Genomic DNA, 17,724 nt, shown 5'->3' with positions numbered 1-17,724 from the left:
CCATGTCGGAATTAAAAAAACTGCTCGACGAGCATTCAATCAGCCAAACATGGATTGCAAAGAAAATCGATGTTAGCCCAGCAACAATCAATTTGATTGTAAAGCATGGCAAATATCCAAAGAAAAATGCTGCTCAGTTAAAGCAGCAATTTATTCAACTTTTAGTAAGCAAAGGACTTACAGAAACAACAATTTCAACAGCAATGGATGCTGTACTTCTCAACCTAGAAAACGACCAAGCCTCTGGAGTTGAGAGTACAGCTGCCCCACAACACGATGAGGAGCAATTAATGCTACTACGTAAACAAACCCTAACACCAGAAGCAAAGCGCAAATTTGCCCTGTTTAAAAATATCTTCACTGAAAACATTCGCAGTGCTGGGGAATTATTCAACAACACCGACATCAACTATGTCCGCGAAGCCATGTGGCAAGTCGCCAAAGGCAATAGCAGTTTTATTGCGGTGGTGGGTCAATCGGGCGCAGGTAAATCAACGCTACGTCGTGAATTGATTGACCGCATCGAACGTGAGCGTGAATCGGTCATTGTTATTGAACCGTATGTGCTGGCTACGGAAGACAACGACTTTAAAGGCAAAACCCTTAAATCCTTGCATATTGCTGAGTCAATTTTGGCAGCACTAGCACCTAGCACAAATGCCAAACGTTCACCTGAAGCACGTTTTCGCCAAGTGCATCAATTGCTCAAAGAATCAAGCCGTGCTGGGCACCATCATATTTTGATTATTGAGGAAGCACACAGTCTGCCAATTCCAACGCTTAAACACCTCAAGCGTTTTATTGAGCTTGAAAACGGCTTTACGCCACTACTTTCAATCATCTTGATTGGTCAAGACGAACTGAAAATCAAACTTGCTGAAAACAATCAGGAAGTACGTGAAGTGGTTCAACGCTGTGAAATCGTGACGCTTGAACCTTTTACCCACACCAGTCTGGTGGACTATCTACAACACCGTTGTAAAGCAGCAGATCGCAAGCTATCTGACTTCATTGATGAATCAGGATTAGATGCCATCTGTACAAAATTAACTCGCAATGTGGGGCGTAAAAATCAAAGTGAAAGCCTGTTGTATCCGCTGGCAGTCGGCAACCTTTTAACAGGTGCATTAAATGTCGCAGCGGAACTTGGCTCAGACGTCATCACTGGCGACTTGGTCATGGAGGTCTAACATGACATTTACTTTGACCAACGCCATGCTGATCAACTGCCCAATTTTTCTTTTATGCACTTCAGTTATTGCGGTGCTTGGGGGCTGTCATGGTTGATTTAGTTGATATGGCAGAAGAGCTTCGAGCGCAGCAAATGCAGGAAAAACTTAATTCACGTGCCCAATTTGAGGGTGAAAGCAGATACGGCTGCGCTGAATGCGGCACAGAAATTCCAGCTCAACGCAGAGCCATTGGTGGTGTGACACGCTGCGTGCAATGTCAGACCCATTTTGAAGCCCAACAAAAGCATTTTCGTGGGGTGTGACATGCATCAACTTGAAGAGTTCAAACAATATTTTGCTCGAACAACGCTCTATTTAGAACTGAATCAGCAGTACACAGAATATGAAATTTTTGAAATTACCCAAGGCAAGTTTGAAATTTCTGAAGTACAGGCTGCTTTTGAAAAATGGGCGAAACAAAGTGCGACGGATCATAAACGTGCTGAGTTCGCAAAGAACTTAAACCATCTAATCAGCGGTAATTACATCTTAGTGCGTAAAACCATTTAAGCAATATAAAGGAAAAATCTAATGGCACGAACAAGTTTAAAAGAACCACAGCTTAAAAGCTGGGAAGCAGTTAACCAAACATTGGCAGAGATTGCAGAAACAAGACGAGAAATAGAGCTTGAACAATCAGCTTGTAATGAACAGGTCGACCAAATTAAGACTGCTAGTAAAGAGAAACTTAAGCCATTTCTCGATTCTATCAAGGCGAGTGAACTCAAACTTAAGGAGTTCTGTGAAGCGCGTAAATCTGAATTTACTCAGATTAAAACTAAGAAATTGACACACGGCTCCGTTGGTTATCGCCTTTCAACCACAGTTTCTATTCCTGATCCTGTATTCACTTGCCAAGTTTTAAAGCAGCTTCAACTAGATCACTGTCTTCGTATCAAAACAGAACCAGATAAAGAGGCAATCAAACAATTAACACCTGAGCAAATTGCAGAAATTGGCGCAAGCGTCAATACACGTAACACATTCGGATATGACATTGAAACAGTCGATCCAACTGCAACAGCTGCACATTAATTTTATTTACCAACAACCCTAACAAGGAAATACCCATGACTAAAACTGAACTTATCAAACAAATTGCTGAACGTGCTGACTTAACTCAAGCCAAGGCAACTGAAGCACTTCAGGCATTCGAAGCTGTTGTAACAAGTGAGCTATCTAAAGGTGGTGAAGTTGCATTAATCGGCTTTGGCACTTTCAAGGTCACTGACCGTGCAGCACGTACAGGTCGTAATCCACAAACTGGAGCAGAAATTCAAATTGCTGCATCTAAAGTCCCAACATTCAAAGCAGGTAAAGGCTTAAAGGATGCGATGAATTAAGCGAAACACAGGCATTCGTGCCTGTGTCTGCCAGATGTCGTGATCTGGTACTGATGAGCAGCGAGATAGAACAATGATTTTAATTGAAGATTTAGAAAAATTACCACCTGAAGTAGTGCAAAGTGTTAAGGAGACATCGTAATGGGTATGACACGCGAAGAAGCAATTTTGAAAATCAAAAAATGTTTAGCATTAGCAAAATCTGCTAATGAAAATGAAGCTGCAATTGCATTACGTCAAGCGCAGGCTTTGATGCGTGAATTTCAAATCGATCCAGATTTACTGGATATTGTTGAGGCTAGTTGTGAAACTAAATCAACTAAAACCCCGCAAGCTTGGGAGGCAAGTTTAGTATTAACAATTGCTAGAGCTATGCAATGTAAACCTATTTTTAGCTCAGGCAGTAGTACTTGGGGTATCAAAGCGTCATGGAATTTTATTGGTGTCGATCCAGCGCCTGAAGTTGCCTCTTATACCTTTGATGTTTTATATCGTCAGATTATTCGCTCAAGAAAAAACTTCATTGAGACTACTTTAAACCGCGTCACTGTCAAAAAAAATAAAGTACGTCGTGCAGATTTATTCTGTGAAGGCTGGGTAGCCTCAGTTAAACATTTAATAACTGACTTAGATATTGATGTACCAGCAAATACCAATGAGCGTATCAAAAAATATATGGATACAACTCATGGGAAACTTGGTTCATTTACACCTAAAGATCGTAATAAAGGAAAAACTTTTACTGAAAGAGCAGCTAATGACTATCATGCTGGCAAGCAGTCAGGAAAATCAGCAAAGCTTAATCAAGCTATGAATGGTGGCAAACAATATGAAAAGTTAGGAGTATCTACATGAGTATTTTTGCTTTTTTCGCTGTGTTTCTCCTTGGTTTATATAACTGCATTAATGAAGCTAGACTTGCATGGATTACAAGAAAAAGTACAGGTCTAACTGTATTTGAGCGTCGCTCTTATGTACTGAAAGCGGGATCATCAGTATCGCTGGCAATACTTGCATTAATTGGTCTTTTTAATGCTGCTAAGGGAGTGTTCTTGTGATGGCTAAATTCAATAAAAAAACCAAATTGATCCAGCTTATCCATGTGGCTAAAACCCAACTTGGACTAGACGATGATCTTTATCGTGAAGTACTTGAAAGCTGTACAGGCAAGACCAGTTCAAAAGAATTGACTATTCATCAACTGGAAGCAGTCCTAAATCGTATGAAGCAGCTAGGCTTTAATGTGGAATCAAAAGATAAAACAGGTGTTGAGAACCTAGCAGATGATGCCCAAAGCAAACTGATCCGCCACTTGTGGCTCCAGCTGCATGCAGCTGGTCAGGTACGGAACAGCAGTGAAATTGCTTTAGCCAAATTTGTAGAGAATAAAGTCGGTGTCAGTGCGCTTCAGTTTTTAAGCACTAAAAATGCAGACATGATCATTACGCATCTACGCCAATGGTGCAAACGCTGCAAGATAGAACGTCTAGACCCAGCGTAAAAAAGAAAAGCCCATGACGGCAATCATGAGCTTTTCAAAATCCAACAACCATCCCGACCAGAGGACGATTTAAGCAACTATAACATATTACTTTATAAGGTAAAAGTATGGCTTATCGTCCTCACATCACAGATGCACAGCAAGTATTTTCAGACCAAGAAATCATTAACTTAATGCCAAAGAGTTACGCCTTTGTAGCTAGGCTTATTGGTGTTGAGGCAGCATTGAATTTAATCCATGCATTTGGCGGCACACGCTTATTCGTACCCGCTAAGCACGCAGTAAACGTCCAGCATGAAATTACACACGTCGTTGGACTGAAAGCGCTCCAAATGATGGCTGACCAACTTGGTAAAACCTATATCGAAATTCCTATGGGTACACCCATCACCACGGCTATGCGCAATAAAGCGGTACGCGAAGCATCTAAAAAAGAATCTAATACAAAACTAGCGCGAAAGTTTGGTTTGACGCTAAGATCAATCAGAACAATTTTAAGCACTGAAGAAAAGCTTAAAAAAAATGAAGACAGAAACTATGATTTATTTGCAAACTAAAATAAAGAAAGGCGGATTTTATGTCCGCCTTGTAGTTTCATCTGTTGCAACAACATTTCAAAAGTTATCCCACCACATCCTAGGTTATCCCGCTTTATCCCACAATTATCTCAACAGTCTGTATTAGTTATATAGTTAGTTCTCACCCAAAGATGAATGTCGTCATAGTCATCTCGCCATAAATTGATTCATTAAAAAATAAGTTTTTAAACTTAAAATTTACTTAAATATTTATGACACTTTTATGACAACCATAACTCTTAATAATTTATTTATTTTTATATTCAAATACTTATATTATTTAAGCTTCATTACATGAGATTTAAGATACAAAACAATATATTGTAAACCATGACCCATAATCTAACTGAAAATTATTATCTTTTACACTATTTATTATACTCACCGAGTGCTGATGAGATATTTTACAAAGCCTAATTCGAAAAACTAAAATAAATACACACCAAACACTTAAAATAATTATATTTTATTAAAATATATAAAGTATAAAATTACCATCTCCATTTTTTTAATTCACTCAAATGAAATTGATTATAGCTTACACTTAGTTTTAGTCTTGAAAAATACTAAAAAATTTTTTAATAAAACAATATATTGGATAATTTAACCTATAACTCCCCATTGAGTCATAGGTCAAATATTGAATCTATTAAGCTTGAACTAAAGCAATCGCCAAGTCACCTGTACCTTTTAATTCCGAGACTTGACCATCCAACGGCTGACTGAACTGAATACGCTTGATCTTCGAAGCTTTTTGTTCAGAAAAGACTGGAATTTGGCTCATGGCAAATTCAGACAATGCAGTGATGGTTAAAGATGGATTTACCCCTAAATTACCTGGGACAATTGAGCCATCAATCACACGTAGGTTTTTATAACCAAAGACTTGCCCTGTAAAATCAACCACACCATTTGACTGGTCACGCCCCATCGGCACACCACTCATAATATGAGCTGTGGTAGGTGTTCCCAATATAATTTCTGTCAATGCAGAACCAGGTTCTCCACCCAGTTTTTCAGCAATCAGTTTGGTCGCTTTTTCAGCCGCAGGGAATGAAACCGTCAATGGTGTGTCTTCAGGCTTTTGAACTGCAGTAATACTATTTTTAAACAATCGATACCACTTACGGCGCCATTCCAGATGAATAAAGGCTTCTGACTTTTGCATGACCAATAAGATAATAGAATTTTTAGCTTTGCCCTTATAACGCAGGACTTTATAAGTTTTCCAAGGGTGTAACAAGGTGTTGAATACAAACTTCATAAAACGAATAAAACCTTGTCCTGTGACCATGGGTACATAAGGAATGTAGACCCAAGAAGCATCCGCCCCTTCAGGGAAACGGGTCACTTCAATATTGGTATCTGCATCGACTGAAATAAAGGAACTGATCGCTACACCATCATCTAATCGTTCACGCGTGTTGTTCGCTGTGGTTAAGGTTTCCGAATTGGTGCGAATCTCTTGCCCTAAGAGTTTCGAGATATTCGGTAAAGTCTTGTGTTGATCCCGCATTTTGAGCAGCATCGGGACAGTACCCATTACCCCTGCAGACAATACCACCCCACGACTGCGTAGACTATACTGACGAACTTGTTTCCCTAGGGTTTCTTTAACAATAAGTTCATAACCCGAACTACCATCTTCATTTAGCGGGGTAATTTTGATGACTTCAGAACTTGGACGAATCTCAACCCCATTACGTTCGGCAAAATACAGATAATTCTTCATCAAGGTGTTTTTCGAATTATTACGGCAACCCAACATACATGCACCACAGTAATTGCAGGTTTTACGTTCTGGTCCATCACCATTGAAATACGGGTCTTTCACGGCTTTATTTTGTTGACCATCCGCCTGCGGAAAAAAGACGCCAGTAGTCACCGTTTTAAAAGAATTGGCATAACCCATTTCACTTGCGACCGCTTTTAAGGTATGGTCTGCCACATTGGTATAGGTATTATTGGCTGTTCCTAACATGCGCTGCGCCAAACCGTAAAATGGTTTGAGCGTTTCTTTCCAGTCTTTCCGAATTTTAGTCCATGCCTCTGACTCAAAAACCGCATCGGGTGGAATCAAATGTACATTGGCATAAATTTGTGAACCGCCACCCACGCCTACACCATGTAAGATGGTTGTCTTACTGGTAAAGGTAAATTGCATGGTGCCTTTGAATCCCAACTCAGGCATCCACAAATAATTTTTGGTATCTAAATTGGTGGTTGGAAAATCATGGTCTTCGCGGCGTAAACCTTTCTCTAAGATCAGGACGTTATAGCCTTTTTCACTTAAGCGTAGCGCACTGACCGAACCACCAAAACCAGATCCAATGACAATCTGATCAAAATCAAAATGTTGATTACCCATTCTATTAACTCCTTTAATAGCTTTTTTTATTTTTAAACATGCATCAGCCCTGAGCTTCAAAAATTATTCTGAAGCTCAACTGCCCTATTTAAGGGTTTAAACAGTAAAACTAAGACTTCATACGAATTAAAAAATTCAGCACCCAAGTGGCAAACTTGCCATACGGCGGCGCCAGAAATTTCAAACTCGAAAAACCTGCCTGATAAAATACTGGGCGCATTTTTGAGAACGTGAGAAAGCCTTCATAACCATGATAATGCCCCATCCCACTTGCACCCACACCACCAAAAGGCAAGTCATGTTGTCCAACGTGGAATAATGCATCATTTACAGACACACCTCCCGACATAACACGACTGATATAGAACTCTAGTAAGCGTTTATTGTGACTAAATGGATAAAATGCCAATGGTCGATCACGATGTACAATGTAATCGACCACTTGATCAGGGCTTTGATAGGTTTTCACCATCAAAATGGGGCCGAAGGTTTCACGCGTATCAATTTCCATCTCAGCAGTGCTGTTGAGCACCAAAGTCAGCGGAATTTTTCGTGTTGCAGCATCGGCTTCTTGTTGGTTTAAATTAATCAGCGTTGCCCCTTTGGCTTCAGCGTCAGCTAGACTGTGAACTAAACGCTGGTAAGCACGATGATCAATCACCGAAGTATAATCTTTACTATGAATATCAGGCACATGCTCTTGCACCCAAGCCTTCGCAGTTTCAATAAATTCCTGAAGTTTCGATTCATGCACAAATAAATAATCAACATTGGTACAAATTTGTCCCGCATTAAACTGCTTCACGAACATAATCCGCTCAACCGCTTTGTCGGTAGGATATTCTGGATCGATGACAGCAGGTGATTTACCACCGAGTTCCAAAGTCACAGGAGTTAAGTTTTCAGCCGCAGCCGCCATTACTTTACGTCCTGTAGTACCAGAACCCGTAAACATCAGATGATCAAATGGCAGTTTTGAAAATGCGACACCAACTTCGCCTGTTTCATCAAAAATTTGTAATTTTTCTTTGGCAAAATATTTAGGGCTAATCTCAATAAGCAACTCTGCCAAATGACGTGAATTTTCCGACATTTTCACCATAGCGGTATTCCCCGCAGCAAACACGGCGGACAATTGCGAGAACATCAAATTAATTGGAAAATTCCACGGCACAATAACGCCAATCACACCCAGTGGTTGAGGAATTAGGCGATTCTTGGCACCAAAGTACATGCTGTGATCGACTCTACGCTTTTGTACCTTCGTCCATTGGTTCAAATGTTTAATACTGCTATTAATATCGTCAGTAGCCGTAATAATTTCTGCCAGTAAAGTTTCATGACGTGAACGATTGCCATAATCACGATTTAAAGCTTCAATAATCGCTTCCCGATGATTATTGATCATGGCCTTTAAATTCAATAAATGCTGTTTGCGTTGTGAATTGCTTTCAATACCTTGCTGATGAAAGCTCGTGCGCTGTAATTGGAAACAGTCTTGTAATGTCTGTTCGATAACTGTTTGCTCTAAATGCGACTGAACTGTAAGTTCCATAGTCTTTCCTTTTAACGGCTAACGGTGGTAGACGCGTTCTTATGCCTAAATGGAGAAAATCTCTTACTCTACTCTAACAAAATACTTGAATTGAGCTTGACTTTTTAGGACACTAACTTGATCTTTTAGGACATTCAGGATCATTGTTATGGCAAGTTATATCCGTGCGGCCAGCCTTGGCGGGTTCGAAGAACTTGTTCGTAGTTACGGTGTAAATCCTATAGAAATATTAAAACAAGTCGGTATTTTGCCATCTTTACTACGCGATCCAGATGCTTTCATTCATTATGATCATTATTTAAGTTTATTAGAAAATGCTGCTTTGCACTGCCAAGAAGAATGTTTTGGTTTAAAACTTGGCGCACTACAAAATATTAGCACGATTGGTTTAATTGGCGTGTATATGTCCCGACAAGCGACCATTTTAGATGCATTACGTGTTGCACAGAAATATGTCTATCTGCATGCTGAAGGCGTGGTTTTTCATGTCAGCGAAGTGAGTGAACAACTTTGTAAACTCTCTTTTGTTCGCTTAAGTGAATACAATGTCGAAGTCCCACAAAAGTCACAACTGGCAATCTGCCTCGTGACTAACATTTTAAAAGATTTAATTGGACCTGCATGGCATGCCGAAAAAATTCATCTTAAGCAACATGCTCCCAAACACCCTAAAGTATTTACTGACCATTTCGCTTGCCGAGTTGAGTTCAAAACAGAAGAAGATGCACTGTATTTTCCAGCCAGTTTTTTAACGCATAAACCTTATGCGTTTAATGAAGATCTGGTAGATCAACTGATCGTACAGCGACTGGAAACGCAAAGTAGTACCAAAGGTGATAACGACACTTCTCTAATTGAAAGCTCAGTTCGCATGTTAATGGCAACAGGTGACTGTAGTATTGAAAATATTGCTTTATGTATGGGCATGCATCCAAAAAAGTTACAACGGCTCTTAAAAATGCAAGGCACGACTTATCGAGGCTTGCTCGAAAACGTCCGCAAGAAAGAAGCGCTTCGTATGATTAACGCGGGTAATGTCAGTCTCACAGATCTAGCCTTACAACTCGGTTATGCAGAACTCTCCATTTTCAGTCGTAATTTTAAACATTGGTTTGGCACAAGTCCTTCCGAATGGCGTGATCACAATAAACAAGCGTTTACACATTAAAAGCATATTGAGTCTTTGAGCATAATTCGATTAGCTTCAACGCATTCACACATAGAATATGCTCTTCATCATGATGAGCAATTGGTAGATGTCGTAATATTGCTATAAAAGTAAAGCTAAGGATGACGCCCATTCTTAGCTTTACTTTTTATCTTCAGTTGTAGATTTATCGTCTTATATCAATCTTGGGATACATCAAGCCAGCACTTTAACCAACATTGAAATAGCGACCACAATCACAGTTATGGCAAAAATCTTTTGAATAACGCTTGATGGCACAAGATTCGTTGCTTTACGTCCCAATAACATCCCCACAATACAGGCAATCACAAAAGTTACTGAAATACTGATGGGATACTGAAAACCATCCAATACATGGATTGAAATACTCACACCACCGATCAAGAAAATAATCATCAGTGAAGTTGCAACAATACTATTCATGTCTAGATCAGTAGCCTTGCGCAATGCAGGCACAATCACGAAGCCTCCGCCTACACCTAGTAGTCCAGTCAACAACCCTGCAACCACACCAATAAAACCCAATACAGAAGCTGTTTTGAAATTCCAGATGAGTCGTCCAGTCGATTTATTCACTTTACAAGGTGGATTTTCCATATCATTGACTTTATTAAAAAAGACTCGATAAGCCACCACCAACATCACTAAGCTAAAAGCAATACTCAACCAGACTGGAGAAATGATATTAGAAAGCTGTACACCATAACGTGCTGAAGGAATACTAATCAGTGCAATCCAAATCGCAGCACGATAACGCACGATTTTTTTGAAGAAACCCTGAATTGTTCCCACAAAAGCGGATAAGGTAACAGCCAATAAGCCAACTGGGGCTGCCTGAGCTACACTCCATCCCTGACTCGCCATCAGTGCAGGAACTGCGAGTATTCCTCCGCCAGCACCCGTCATGCCAAGCAAACATCCTATTGCCAAGCCTTCTAAAACTAACAACCACATGGTTCTAGACCTCTTTACCTCAAGGTGGACTCTTTTTTAAATAAAAGAGTCCCTAACCCATCTATGAAATGACAGATAGGGACTTGTTTTTTAAGGAGTTAAAAAATAATTAGCGTTTAGGTTTAACCAGCCATTCATGCCCTTTGAGCATGCCATCCCAATACATCGGTGGAAGAATCTGCTCTTTTAACAGCCATGCCAGTCGTGTCGGTTGTTCACCATTAAGCAGCCATTTTGGAAAGCTTGGGAGCAACTTGCCACCATAACCAAACTCGGCCAGTACAATTTTTCCACGCTCTACGGTAAGTGGACATGAACCATAACCATCGTATTGGGCAAAGTTGGCACCGCCTTGCAAATACTCCAGCACATTCACGGCAACAATCGGTGCTTGCTTACGTGCTGCCGCTGCCGTTTTGGCATTCGGCGCATTCATGACATCACCCAAAGCAAAAATATGCGGATATTGGGTATGCTGTAAGGTATGTTGATCGACACTGACCCAACCTGCCTGATCGACTAAATTACTTGCCCGAATAAAGTCTGGAGCTTGCTGTGGTGGCACCACATGAATCATGTCAAAATCGGTTTCAATAATCGGGCCGCTTTCACCATTCAGTTGCTTAAACCAAGCTCGCTTTTGTCGACCATCCACCTTGATGAGTTGATGGTTAAAATGCAAATGAGCGTTATAACGTTTGACATATTCCATCAAGGCAGGCACATAAGCGGGCACGCCAAATAACGCTGCACCTGTGTTATAAAAATCAATCTGGATATCTTTAAGTACGCTCTGCTTTTGCCAATGATCCGCAGATAAATACATGGCTTTCTGCGGTGCACCCGCGCATTTAATTGGCATCGGCGGTTGGGTAAAAACTGCCTTACCGCGTTTCATTTCTCGGACTAACTGCCAAGTGTAAGGGGCTAAGTCATAACGATAGTTAGAAGTCACACCATTCTTACCCAAAGTTTCGACCAAGCCCTCAATTCCATGCCAATTTAGTTTTAACCCTGGGCAAACCACCAAGACCTCATAATTCAGCGGCTTGCACCCTTCCAACAGCACTTGCTTATTGTCTGGATCAAAAGCTGCCACTGCCGCTTTAATCCATTGAACTTGTTTTGGAATTAAGCTTGCCATAGTTCGCACAGTTTTTTCAGGCTTAAAAATACCACCTCCCACCATGGTCCAACCCGGTTGGTAGTAATGAACTTCTGTGGGATCTATAATGGCGATATCTAAATTCGGCTGACGTGAAAGTAAGCTTGACGCCACAGAAATACCCGCAGCCCCGCCCCCTACAATGACCACACTCAACTTTGGAATATGTTCTTGTGCATGTGCCGATTGCTTTAAAATACGGGGGATTACACCTTGCAAGTCGTATCCTAAAGTTCTTGCTGTCAATAACATTTGTTCTAAGGTCTGATCTGTTACTTGAGACAACGCCCAAAGGGTAATAGACCGTGTTCCAGATCGGCAATATGCCAATAAAGGCTTTTGAGCTTGCGTATAGAGGTGTTTAAATTCTTCGGCTTGCTCATCAGTCACTTTACCGCTCACCACAGGCAAATACTGAATTTGAATCCCATAAGGTTGTAAAACCTGTTCAATTTCAGCCACATTCGGTTGATCGGGACCTTCACCATCTGGACGATTACAAAAGATGGTTTTAATACCACGTGCTGCGATCAATTCAATATCTTGCGTAGTAATTTGATCGGCAACCCAAAATTCAGTATTGACTTGTTTTAATTGCATCTTCTCTCTCCTTTACTGACCACAAGCTTTATTGGCAGGTAATGCGATATCAATTTTTTTCGGATAAGGAAGATTCAAATTGTTCATAATTTCTACAAATTCAGCTTTACTTTTGCCTGCGCCCAAACGTGAATTGTGCAGACGCTCATGCCCGACTGTCGAAGCTAAACGACCTTTATAATCATGACCTGGGTAAACAAGAGTCTCGTCTGGCAAAGTAAAAATTTGAGTATGAATGCTGTCATACAAGATTTCGGCATTGCCTTCCTGAAAGTCGGTACGTCCGCAACCATCAATCAGCAAAGCATCCCCTGTAAACACCATACCCTCTGCAACATAACTGGTACATGCATTGGTGTGCCCTGGGGTATAACGTGCTTCAATATTTATTTCACCTATCCGAATCACACTTCGATCAGTGATAAATATATCGCCACAACTCACTCCTGAATTGCGATGTAATACGGTTTTACAAGCAAACTTTTCACGTAATAAATTGGCAGCGGTAACATGATCCGCATGGACATGCGTATCCAAACTATAGACCAGTGTTAAGTTATGCATTTCTAAATACTGGGTATAGATGTCTATTTCAGAAGCAACTGGGTCAATCAATACAGCTTCACGTGTCTGCTCTGAAGCCAATAGATAAGTATAAGTTGAACTTTCTACTTCAAAAAATTGATGAAAGATCATGTTGTAACACCTGAATAAATACGTTTCTTTATTCTTAAATTGCAAACATGGTGCCAACTTTTAGCTATTTTAATTATATTCATAAAAAACAATATATTAAAATTTAAATTATAAATTCACCCTTTTATACCATTCCATCTTTGTTTCATTTTGTGTTTCAATAAGAAACAACTGAAACACATAGTGAAACACCATGCCGACTCTTCGTTTTTCTTTAAAAACTCAGTTAGAATTATTTTTAGAACAATTACAAAGTCTTATTGATGAAAGTTTGATCTTGATTCAAGAACAGCAGAGCCAAAACTTTATTTATGAATATGGCACATCCGAATTTAATAAAAAAACTATCACGACATTCAAACATTTAATTCAAAATACACAACTACAAACTGGGCTGATTCATCTGCCTGAAAGCTCTGCTCAATATTTATTGACTAGGAAAAAACTCGATGTACTTGATCAACAGTTTGTAGGCGAAATTTTTGTATTGCAGCCTGTTTCTTTAAATACGGTAAAACCAAAGCCTGTAACAGCATTATCTCTACAACAGACTTTTCATAGCCAGTCAAGTTCGATGCAGCATATGTTCTCGATTATTGAGCGGGTTGCGATTACCGAATTTCCTGTACTGGTTCGGGGGGAATCAGGCAGTGGAAAAGAACTCGTGGCACAAGCCATTCATGAACATAGCCAAAGAAGAAAACATCCGTTTATTGCCATTAACTGTGCTGCGCTCAATGCCAGTTTATTAGAAAGTGAATTATTTGGGCATGTTAAAGGGGCTTTTACTGGCGCAATCCGTGAACACAAAGGTGTCTTTGAACGTGCGGCTGGTGGTACTTTATTTCTGGATGAAATTGCCGAAATTCCACTGGAACTACAAGCCAAATTATTACGGGTACTCGAAACAGGAGAGTTCACGCCTTTAGGTGGTGAAAAATCGTTAAAGTCGAATGTCCGTATTATTGCAGCGACTCATCGTGCACTACGTGAAGAAGTCAAGTCAGGACGCTTCCGTCAAGACTTGCTCTACCGTTTAAGGGTCATTCCGATTTTCGTACCTCCACTGCGTGAACGCAAAGAAGATATCCCTTTGATTGCCGAATTTCTACTGAATGAACATCGGACTTCAGCACAAGCCCCTCTTCTTTCAGATGATGCCCTGCAAACTTTAATAGCATATGACTGGCCGGGGAATGTCCGCGAACTCAAGAATACGTTGTTATATGCTCTGGCAATGGCGAATGGCCGTTCCGCAATTACGATTTCTGATTTACCTGATGAGATCATTCATGGAGCACAAGATTCTGAATCTACAACTGAAACATATGAGCAACCTATACGAATCAACTCCACAAAACTGGATGCCTATACCTTGCAGCAAACTCTCAAAAAATATCAATATGACTTGGGATTGACAGCACAGGCCCTAGGAATTAGCCGAACCAGTTTGTGGCGCTACCGCAAGAAATTTGGAATATAAACCTCATTTCATGCGGGCTGGAGTCTTTTGTAGAAAATAGAATCTGTTTTGCATTGAGTGTGGATAGGATACTTTTGCCTTACCATCTCAATGCTTTCAATGACTGAAATAAAGCCGAAGCCGTTGCACTAATCCTTGATCTGATTTTTTCATCAAGTTGGCATAATCACGTTGCGCCAGTTCTTTCATTAATCCCAGCCAGATTTGACGTTGCGCTAAACTAGAACCCCGTATAGAACCCAAATAATGTGTCTTTACTGATCCTACACCACAAAATTTTAATGTCGTATCTTTAAGCTGTCGCGTGCTCGGTTCGCCAAAATACCATTTATACGTCCAACCAGCTTGGTCTAAGGTGGTAATGATTCTGGCCGTTTTGCGTTTTAAATGCCCACGAATACGGTTGCTGTTTTCAAAATAACTAAAGGCCTGACTAGGAAGAAATAAACGATCAATAAACCCTTTCGCTACAGCAGGTAAACCACCCCACCACACTGGGAAAATCCAGACCAAATGATCCGCACTCATTATTTTAGACCATGCTGCTTGTAAATCGGGTTCAAGCTCCATTCTTTGTTCATAGCCATATTTCAGATTTGGATCAAAATGTAATTTGCCAATTTCAATCACTTCAACCTGCAAGTCAGATGGTACAGCTTCAATATAGGCTTGCATTAAAGCTTGATTAAAACTTGTTGATGATGGATGAGCATTGATGACCACGATTTTTCTTTTCAACTGCTTACTCATATTCTTCTCTAGGTTAGAACAGATTTATCTTTTCAGATATCATATGATATCCGAAATAGACCTAGCCAAAATAACGCTTAAAGTTTAAGATATCAAGTGATATTTGAAATTTAAATTAATCTATGAAACCCACAAAAATTTCTCGTGATGAAAAACAAATTCAAACTAGAAATCAGTTAATTGAAGCAGGATTTCATCTTATATCTGAGCAAGGCTATAGTGCGGTATCCATTCGGAATCTTTCAAAAAAGGCGGGCTATACTCAAGGTGCTTTTTACTCAAATTTTGAGCACAAAGAAGATTTTTTACTGACCTTAATGAAAATTCAATTTGAACAAGAAAATCTGCAATTACAGAAAATTATTACTCAGACACATTTGACGCAGTCTGATTTAATGGCCACACTCGAACAGTGGTTAATCGATTTTTTCCAGAATGATGAATGGCTGAAAATTTCAATTGAATTGCAATTATATGCGGCACGTGACGAAATATTTTCCAATGAATATCAGCAAGTTTGGCAGAATCATCAGGCGCAAGTTTCAGAAGTTTTACAACAACTCATTCCAAATTTTTCTGCTGCAGAGTCAGCTCAGCATGAATACAAGCTTCTAGAAATTATCTCATTAAGTTACGGCTTAGCGCTTCAATATATGATTTTTAAAGATGATGTGCATAAATATGTAAATATTATGATGCAGCAACTCACCCAAATAATGCCAGCACGTTAAAGCTGGCTCTTTCAATACCGATCCCCTCCTCAAACCCCGTATCTAAGCACTTTAAAATAAAAGCAGCACAGACTGGATAAACATCTGGAAAAAGTGGATAGAGACAAGTGCTTAATCACGCTTCAATCAAGCTAAAGCTGATTGACTAAAGGATTGAGCACATGACCTCATCAAATTTACAACAATGGAATGACTTGGTGGATGGATGCATCGATTTCCGCCCTCAAGATGGTGTGTTTCGCGTCGCAAGGGATATGTTTACCCAACCAGAACTGTTCGATCTGGAAATGGAATTCATTTTTGAAAAAGTCTGGATTTATGCCTGCCATGAAAGTGAAATTCCCAACAAAAATGACTTTTTGACCGTTCAAATTGGACGTCAGCCCATTATTGTCAGTCGTGATGGCAACGGCGAGTTACATGCCATGGTCAATGCCTGCGAACACCGTGGTGCAACACTTACCCGTGTTGCGAAAGGCAATCAATCGACTTTTACCTGCCCGTTCCATGCATGGTGCTATAAATCGGATGGTCGTTTGGTCAAAGTCAAAGCACCAAGTGAATACTGTGAAGATTTTGATAAATCAAGCCGTGGGCTTAAACAAGGACGCATTGCGAGTTATCGGGGTTTTGTGTTTGTTAGCCTAGACACGCAAGCCACAGATACCTTGGAAGATTTCTTGGGCGATGCCAAAATTTTCCTTGATTTAATGGTGAATCAATCCCCAACGGGAGAACTTGAAGTTCTACAAGGCAAATCAGCCTATACCTTTGCAGGCAACTGGAAACTGCAAAATGAAAATGGCTTAGATGGCTATCATGTCAGTACCGTGCATTATAACTATGTTTCTACTGTGCAACATCGCCAGCAAGTAAATGCTGCCAAAGGGGCCGAACTAGATACGCTCGATTACAGTAAATTAGGTGCAGGTGATGCTGAAACTGACGATGGCTGGTTCAGTTTTAAAAATGGACATAGTGTTTTATTCAGTGATATGCCAAATCCAATGGTACGTCCAGGTTATGAAACCGTTATGCCCTATATGGTCGAGAAATATGGTCAAAAATATGCTGAATGGGCAATGCATCGTTTAAGAAATTTAAACCTGTACCCTAGCTTATTCTTTATGGATCAAATTAGCTCGCAACTCCGAATTGTCCGTCCTGTGGCTTGGAACAAAACCGAAGTCATCAGCCAATGTATCGGTGTAAAAGGTGAATCCGTTGAAGCGCGTCGTAACCGTATCCGTCAATTTGAAGATTTCTTTAATGTTTCAGGTTTAGGCACCCCTGATGACTTGGTCGAATTCCGTGAACAGCAAAAAGGGTTTCAAGCCCGACTAGAACGTTGGAGTGACATTTCACGTGGTTATCAAGCTTGGGAATATGGTCCAAGCAAAAACTCAATTGATTTGGGCATTGAACCTGTGATCACAGGGCGTGAATTTACCCATGAAGGTCTCTATGTCAATCAACACGGTCATTGGCAACGCCTAATGCTCGATGGCTTCAAGAAAAAGTCATTAAAAATGTTCGACATCACTTTTCAAAATCAAAACGTAGCGGATGAGGTATAACC

General features: G+C 40.2%; 19 protein-coding genes and 1 other RNA gene. 14 read left to right on the top strand and 6 right to left on the bottom strand.

Features of this window, described 5'->3' with window-relative positions:
- Window positions 1–2: 2 nt before the first annotated feature.
- The 10 genes from C3F34_RS14735 (at window position 3) to C3F34_RS14690 (ending at window position 4,633) form a co-directional block, all read left to right on the top strand.
- Entirely contained in the window at window positions 3–1,190 is a 1,188-nt protein-coding gene (locus tag C3F34_RS14735) for an ExeA family protein (protein ID WP_104441980.1), read from the top strand.
- Between the two features lie 89 nt (window positions 1,191–1,279).
- Window positions 1,280–1,495, top strand: a complete 216-nt coding sequence (locus C3F34_RS14730; RefSeq protein WP_104441979.1) for a TraR/DksA C4-type zinc finger protein — start codon at window positions 1,280–1,282, stop codon at window positions 1,493–1,495.
- 1 nt (window position 1,496) lies between these two features.
- The gene (locus C3F34_RS14725) at window positions 1,497–1,742 is read left to right on the top strand and encodes a hypothetical protein (RefSeq protein ID WP_104441978.1); all 246 of its coding nucleotides are present in this window, start codon (window positions 1,497–1,499) and stop codon (window positions 1,740–1,742) included.
- A 21-nt stretch (window positions 1,743–1,763) separates the two neighbouring features.
- Entirely contained in the window at window positions 1,764–2,267 is a 504-nt protein-coding gene (locus C3F34_RS14720; protein ID WP_104441977.1) for a host-nuclease inhibitor Gam family protein, read from the top strand.
- A 35-nt stretch (window positions 2,268–2,302) separates the two neighbouring features.
- Window positions 2,303–2,575 carry an HU family DNA-binding protein gene (locus C3F34_RS14715; protein WP_104441976.1) on the top strand — a complete coding sequence of 91 codons (273 nt, stop codon included), beginning with the start codon at window positions 2,303–2,305 and terminating at the stop codon, window positions 2,573–2,575.
- Window positions 2,574–2,642, top strand: an RNA gene (locus C3F34_RS14710) — hammerhead ribozyme type II. Before C3F34_RS14715 ends, C3F34_RS14710 begins: the two co-directional genes overlap by 2 nt.
- A gap of 74 nt (window positions 2,643–2,716) precedes the next feature.
- Window positions 2,717–3,430, top strand: coding sequence for a DUF2786 domain-containing protein (locus C3F34_RS14705; RefSeq protein ID WP_104441975.1), 714 nt, complete (start codon window positions 2,717–2,719; stop codon window positions 3,428–3,430).
- A complete protein-coding gene (locus C3F34_RS14700) occupies window positions 3,427–3,633 on the top strand; it encodes a hypothetical protein (RefSeq protein WP_104441974.1) in 207 nt (68 codons plus the stop codon). Before C3F34_RS14705 ends, C3F34_RS14700 begins: the two co-directional genes overlap by 4 nt.
- A complete protein-coding gene (locus C3F34_RS14695; protein ID WP_104441973.1) occupies window positions 3,633–4,076 on the top strand; it encodes a gp16 family protein in 444 nt (147 codons plus the stop codon). The genes C3F34_RS14700 and C3F34_RS14695 overlap by 1 nt, the downstream gene beginning before the upstream one ends.
- Window positions 4,077–4,183: 107 nt before the next feature.
- The gene (locus C3F34_RS14690; protein ID WP_104441972.1) at window positions 4,184–4,633 is read left to right on the top strand and encodes a Mor transcription activator family protein; all 450 of its coding nucleotides are present in this window, start codon (window positions 4,184–4,186) and stop codon (window positions 4,631–4,633) included.
- Window positions 4,634–5,303: 670 nt separating this feature from the next.
- On the opposite strand, the gene C3F34_RS14685 is transcribed toward C3F34_RS14690, so the two are convergent.
- Entirely contained in the window at window positions 5,304–7,022 is a 1,719-nt protein-coding gene (locus tag C3F34_RS14685) for a GMC family oxidoreductase (RefSeq protein WP_104441971.1), read from the bottom strand.
- A gap of 109 nt (window positions 7,023–7,131) precedes the next feature.
- Window positions 7,132–8,577: a coniferyl aldehyde dehydrogenase gene (locus C3F34_RS14680; protein WP_104441970.1), complete on the bottom strand. Its 1,446-nt coding sequence runs from the start codon at window positions 8,575–8,577 to the stop codon at window positions 7,132–7,134.
- Between the two features lie 148 nt (window positions 8,578–8,725).
- On the opposite strand from C3F34_RS14680, the gene C3F34_RS14675 reads away from it, so the two are divergent.
- Window positions 8,726–9,745 (top strand): AraC family transcriptional regulator, encoded by a 1,020-nt coding sequence (locus C3F34_RS14675; RefSeq protein WP_104441969.1) that lies wholly within the window; start codon window positions 8,726–8,728, stop codon window positions 9,743–9,745.
- A 195-nt stretch (window positions 9,746–9,940) separates the two neighbouring features.
- On the opposite strand, the gene C3F34_RS14670 is transcribed toward C3F34_RS14675, so the two are convergent.
- From C3F34_RS14670 to C3F34_RS14660, 3 genes are all read right to left on the bottom strand, one after another.
- Window positions 9,941–10,720: a sulfite exporter TauE/SafE family protein gene (locus tag C3F34_RS14670; RefSeq protein WP_016166437.1), complete on the bottom strand. Its 780-nt coding sequence runs from the start codon at window positions 10,718–10,720 to the stop codon at window positions 9,941–9,943.
- A gap of 109 nt (window positions 10,721–10,829) precedes the next feature.
- Window positions 10,830–12,485, bottom strand: coding sequence for a bifunctional protein tyrosine phosphatase family protein/NAD(P)/FAD-dependent oxidoreductase (locus C3F34_RS14665; protein WP_104441968.1), 1,656 nt, complete (start codon window positions 12,483–12,485; stop codon window positions 10,830–10,832).
- A gap of 12 nt (window positions 12,486–12,497) precedes the next feature.
- The gene (locus C3F34_RS14660; protein ID WP_104441967.1) at window positions 12,498–13,181 is read right to left on the bottom strand and encodes an MBL fold metallo-hydrolase; all 684 of its coding nucleotides are present in this window, start codon (window positions 13,179–13,181) and stop codon (window positions 12,498–12,500) included.
- A 193-nt stretch (window positions 13,182–13,374) separates the two neighbouring features.
- Between C3F34_RS14660 and C3F34_RS14655 the strand changes: the two genes are divergently transcribed.
- Window positions 13,375–14,664, top strand: a complete 1,290-nt coding sequence (locus C3F34_RS14655; RefSeq protein WP_104441966.1) for a sigma-54 interaction domain-containing protein — start codon at window positions 13,375–13,377, stop codon at window positions 14,662–14,664.
- A 96-nt stretch (window positions 14,665–14,760) separates the two neighbouring features.
- Here the strand turns inward: C3F34_RS14655 and C3F34_RS14650 are convergent, their stop codons facing one another.
- Window positions 14,761–15,414 carry an NAD(P)H-dependent oxidoreductase gene (locus tag C3F34_RS14650; protein ID WP_104441965.1) on the bottom strand — a complete coding sequence of 218 codons (654 nt, stop codon included), beginning with the start codon at window positions 15,412–15,414 and terminating at the stop codon, window positions 14,761–14,763.
- Window positions 15,415–15,536: 122 nt separating this feature from the next.
- On the opposite strand from C3F34_RS14650, the gene C3F34_RS14645 reads away from it, so the two are divergent.
- On the top strand, window positions 15,537–16,145 hold the full coding sequence (locus tag C3F34_RS14645) for a TetR/AcrR family transcriptional regulator (RefSeq protein ID WP_104441964.1): 609 nt from the start codon (window positions 15,537–15,539) through the stop codon (window positions 16,143–16,145).
- 161 nt (window positions 16,146–16,306) lie between these two features.
- Window positions 16,307–17,722 carry an anthranilate 1,2-dioxygenase large subunit gene (gene antA / locus C3F34_RS14640; protein WP_104441963.1) on the top strand — a complete coding sequence of 472 codons (1,416 nt, stop codon included), beginning with the start codon at window positions 16,307–16,309 and terminating at the stop codon, window positions 17,720–17,722.
- Window positions 17,723–17,724: the final 2 nt, after the last annotated feature.

It is taken from the genome of Acinetobacter sp. ACNIH2 (assembly GCF_002934965.1).
Classification (GTDB): domain Bacteria; phylum Pseudomonadota; class Gammaproteobacteria; order Pseudomonadales; family Moraxellaceae; genus Acinetobacter; species Acinetobacter tandoii.
This window is presented reverse-complemented; position numbering and strand designations above follow the sequence as displayed.

What these genes read in the sequence shown, in the direction of transcription:
- C3F34_RS14735 (WP_104441980.1), top strand. Translation starts at nt 3, where the DNA reads ATGTCGGAATTAAAAAAACTGCTCGACGAGCATTCAATCAGCCAAACA.
- C3F34_RS14730 (WP_104441979.1), top strand. Translation starts at nt 1,280, where the DNA reads ATGGTTGATTTAGTTGATATGGCAGAAGAGCTTCGAGCGCAGCAAATG.
- C3F34_RS14725 (WP_104441978.1), top strand. Translation starts at nt 1,497, where the DNA reads ATGCATCAACTTGAAGAGTTCAAACAATATTTTGCTCGAACAACGCTC.
- C3F34_RS14720 (WP_104441977.1), top strand. Translation starts at nt 1,764, where the DNA reads ATGGCACGAACAAGTTTAAAAGAACCACAGCTTAAAAGCTGGGAAGCA.
- C3F34_RS14715 (WP_104441976.1), top strand. Translation starts at nt 2,303, where the DNA reads ATGACTAAAACTGAACTTATCAAACAAATTGCTGAACGTGCTGACTTA.
- C3F34_RS14705 (WP_104441975.1), top strand. Translation starts at nt 2,717, where the DNA reads ATGGGTATGACACGCGAAGAAGCAATTTTGAAAATCAAAAAATGTTTA.
- C3F34_RS14700 (WP_104441974.1), top strand. Translation starts at nt 3,427, where the DNA reads ATGAGTATTTTTGCTTTTTTCGCTGTGTTTCTCCTTGGTTTATATAAC.
- C3F34_RS14695 (WP_104441973.1), top strand. Translation starts at nt 3,633, where the DNA reads ATGGCTAAATTCAATAAAAAAACCAAATTGATCCAGCTTATCCATGTG.
- C3F34_RS14690 (WP_104441972.1), top strand. Translation starts at nt 4,184, where the DNA reads ATGGCTTATCGTCCTCACATCACAGATGCACAGCAAGTATTTTCAGAC.
- C3F34_RS14685 (WP_104441971.1), bottom strand. Translation starts at nt 7,022, where the DNA reads ATGGGTAATCAACATTTTGATTTTGATCAGATTGTCATTGGATCTGGT.
- C3F34_RS14680 (WP_104441970.1), bottom strand. Translation starts at nt 8,577, where the DNA reads ATGGAACTTACAGTTCAGTCGCATTTAGAGCAAACAGTTATCGAACAG.
- C3F34_RS14675 (WP_104441969.1), top strand. Translation starts at nt 8,726, where the DNA reads ATGGCAAGTTATATCCGTGCGGCCAGCCTTGGCGGGTTCGAAGAACTT.
- C3F34_RS14670 (WP_016166437.1), bottom strand. Translation starts at nt 10,720, where the DNA reads ATGTGGTTGTTAGTTTTAGAAGGCTTGGCAATAGGATGTTTGCTTGGC.
- C3F34_RS14665 (WP_104441968.1), bottom strand. Translation starts at nt 12,485, where the DNA reads ATGCAATTAAAACAAGTCAATACTGAATTTTGGGTTGCCGATCAAATT.
- C3F34_RS14660 (WP_104441967.1), bottom strand. Translation starts at nt 13,181, where the DNA reads ATGATCTTTCATCAATTTTTTGAAGTAGAAAGTTCAACTTATACTTAT.
- C3F34_RS14655 (WP_104441966.1), top strand. Translation starts at nt 13,375, where the DNA reads ATGCCGACTCTTCGTTTTTCTTTAAAAACTCAGTTAGAATTATTTTTA.
- C3F34_RS14650 (WP_104441965.1), bottom strand. Translation starts at nt 15,414, where the DNA reads ATGAGTAAGCAGTTGAAAAGAAAAATCGTGGTCATCAATGCTCATCCA.
- C3F34_RS14645 (WP_104441964.1), top strand. Translation starts at nt 15,537, where the DNA reads ATGAAACCCACAAAAATTTCTCGTGATGAAAAACAAATTCAAACTAGA.
- antA (WP_104441963.1), top strand. Translation starts at nt 16,307, where the DNA reads ATGACCTCATCAAATTTACAACAATGGAATGACTTGGTGGATGGATGC.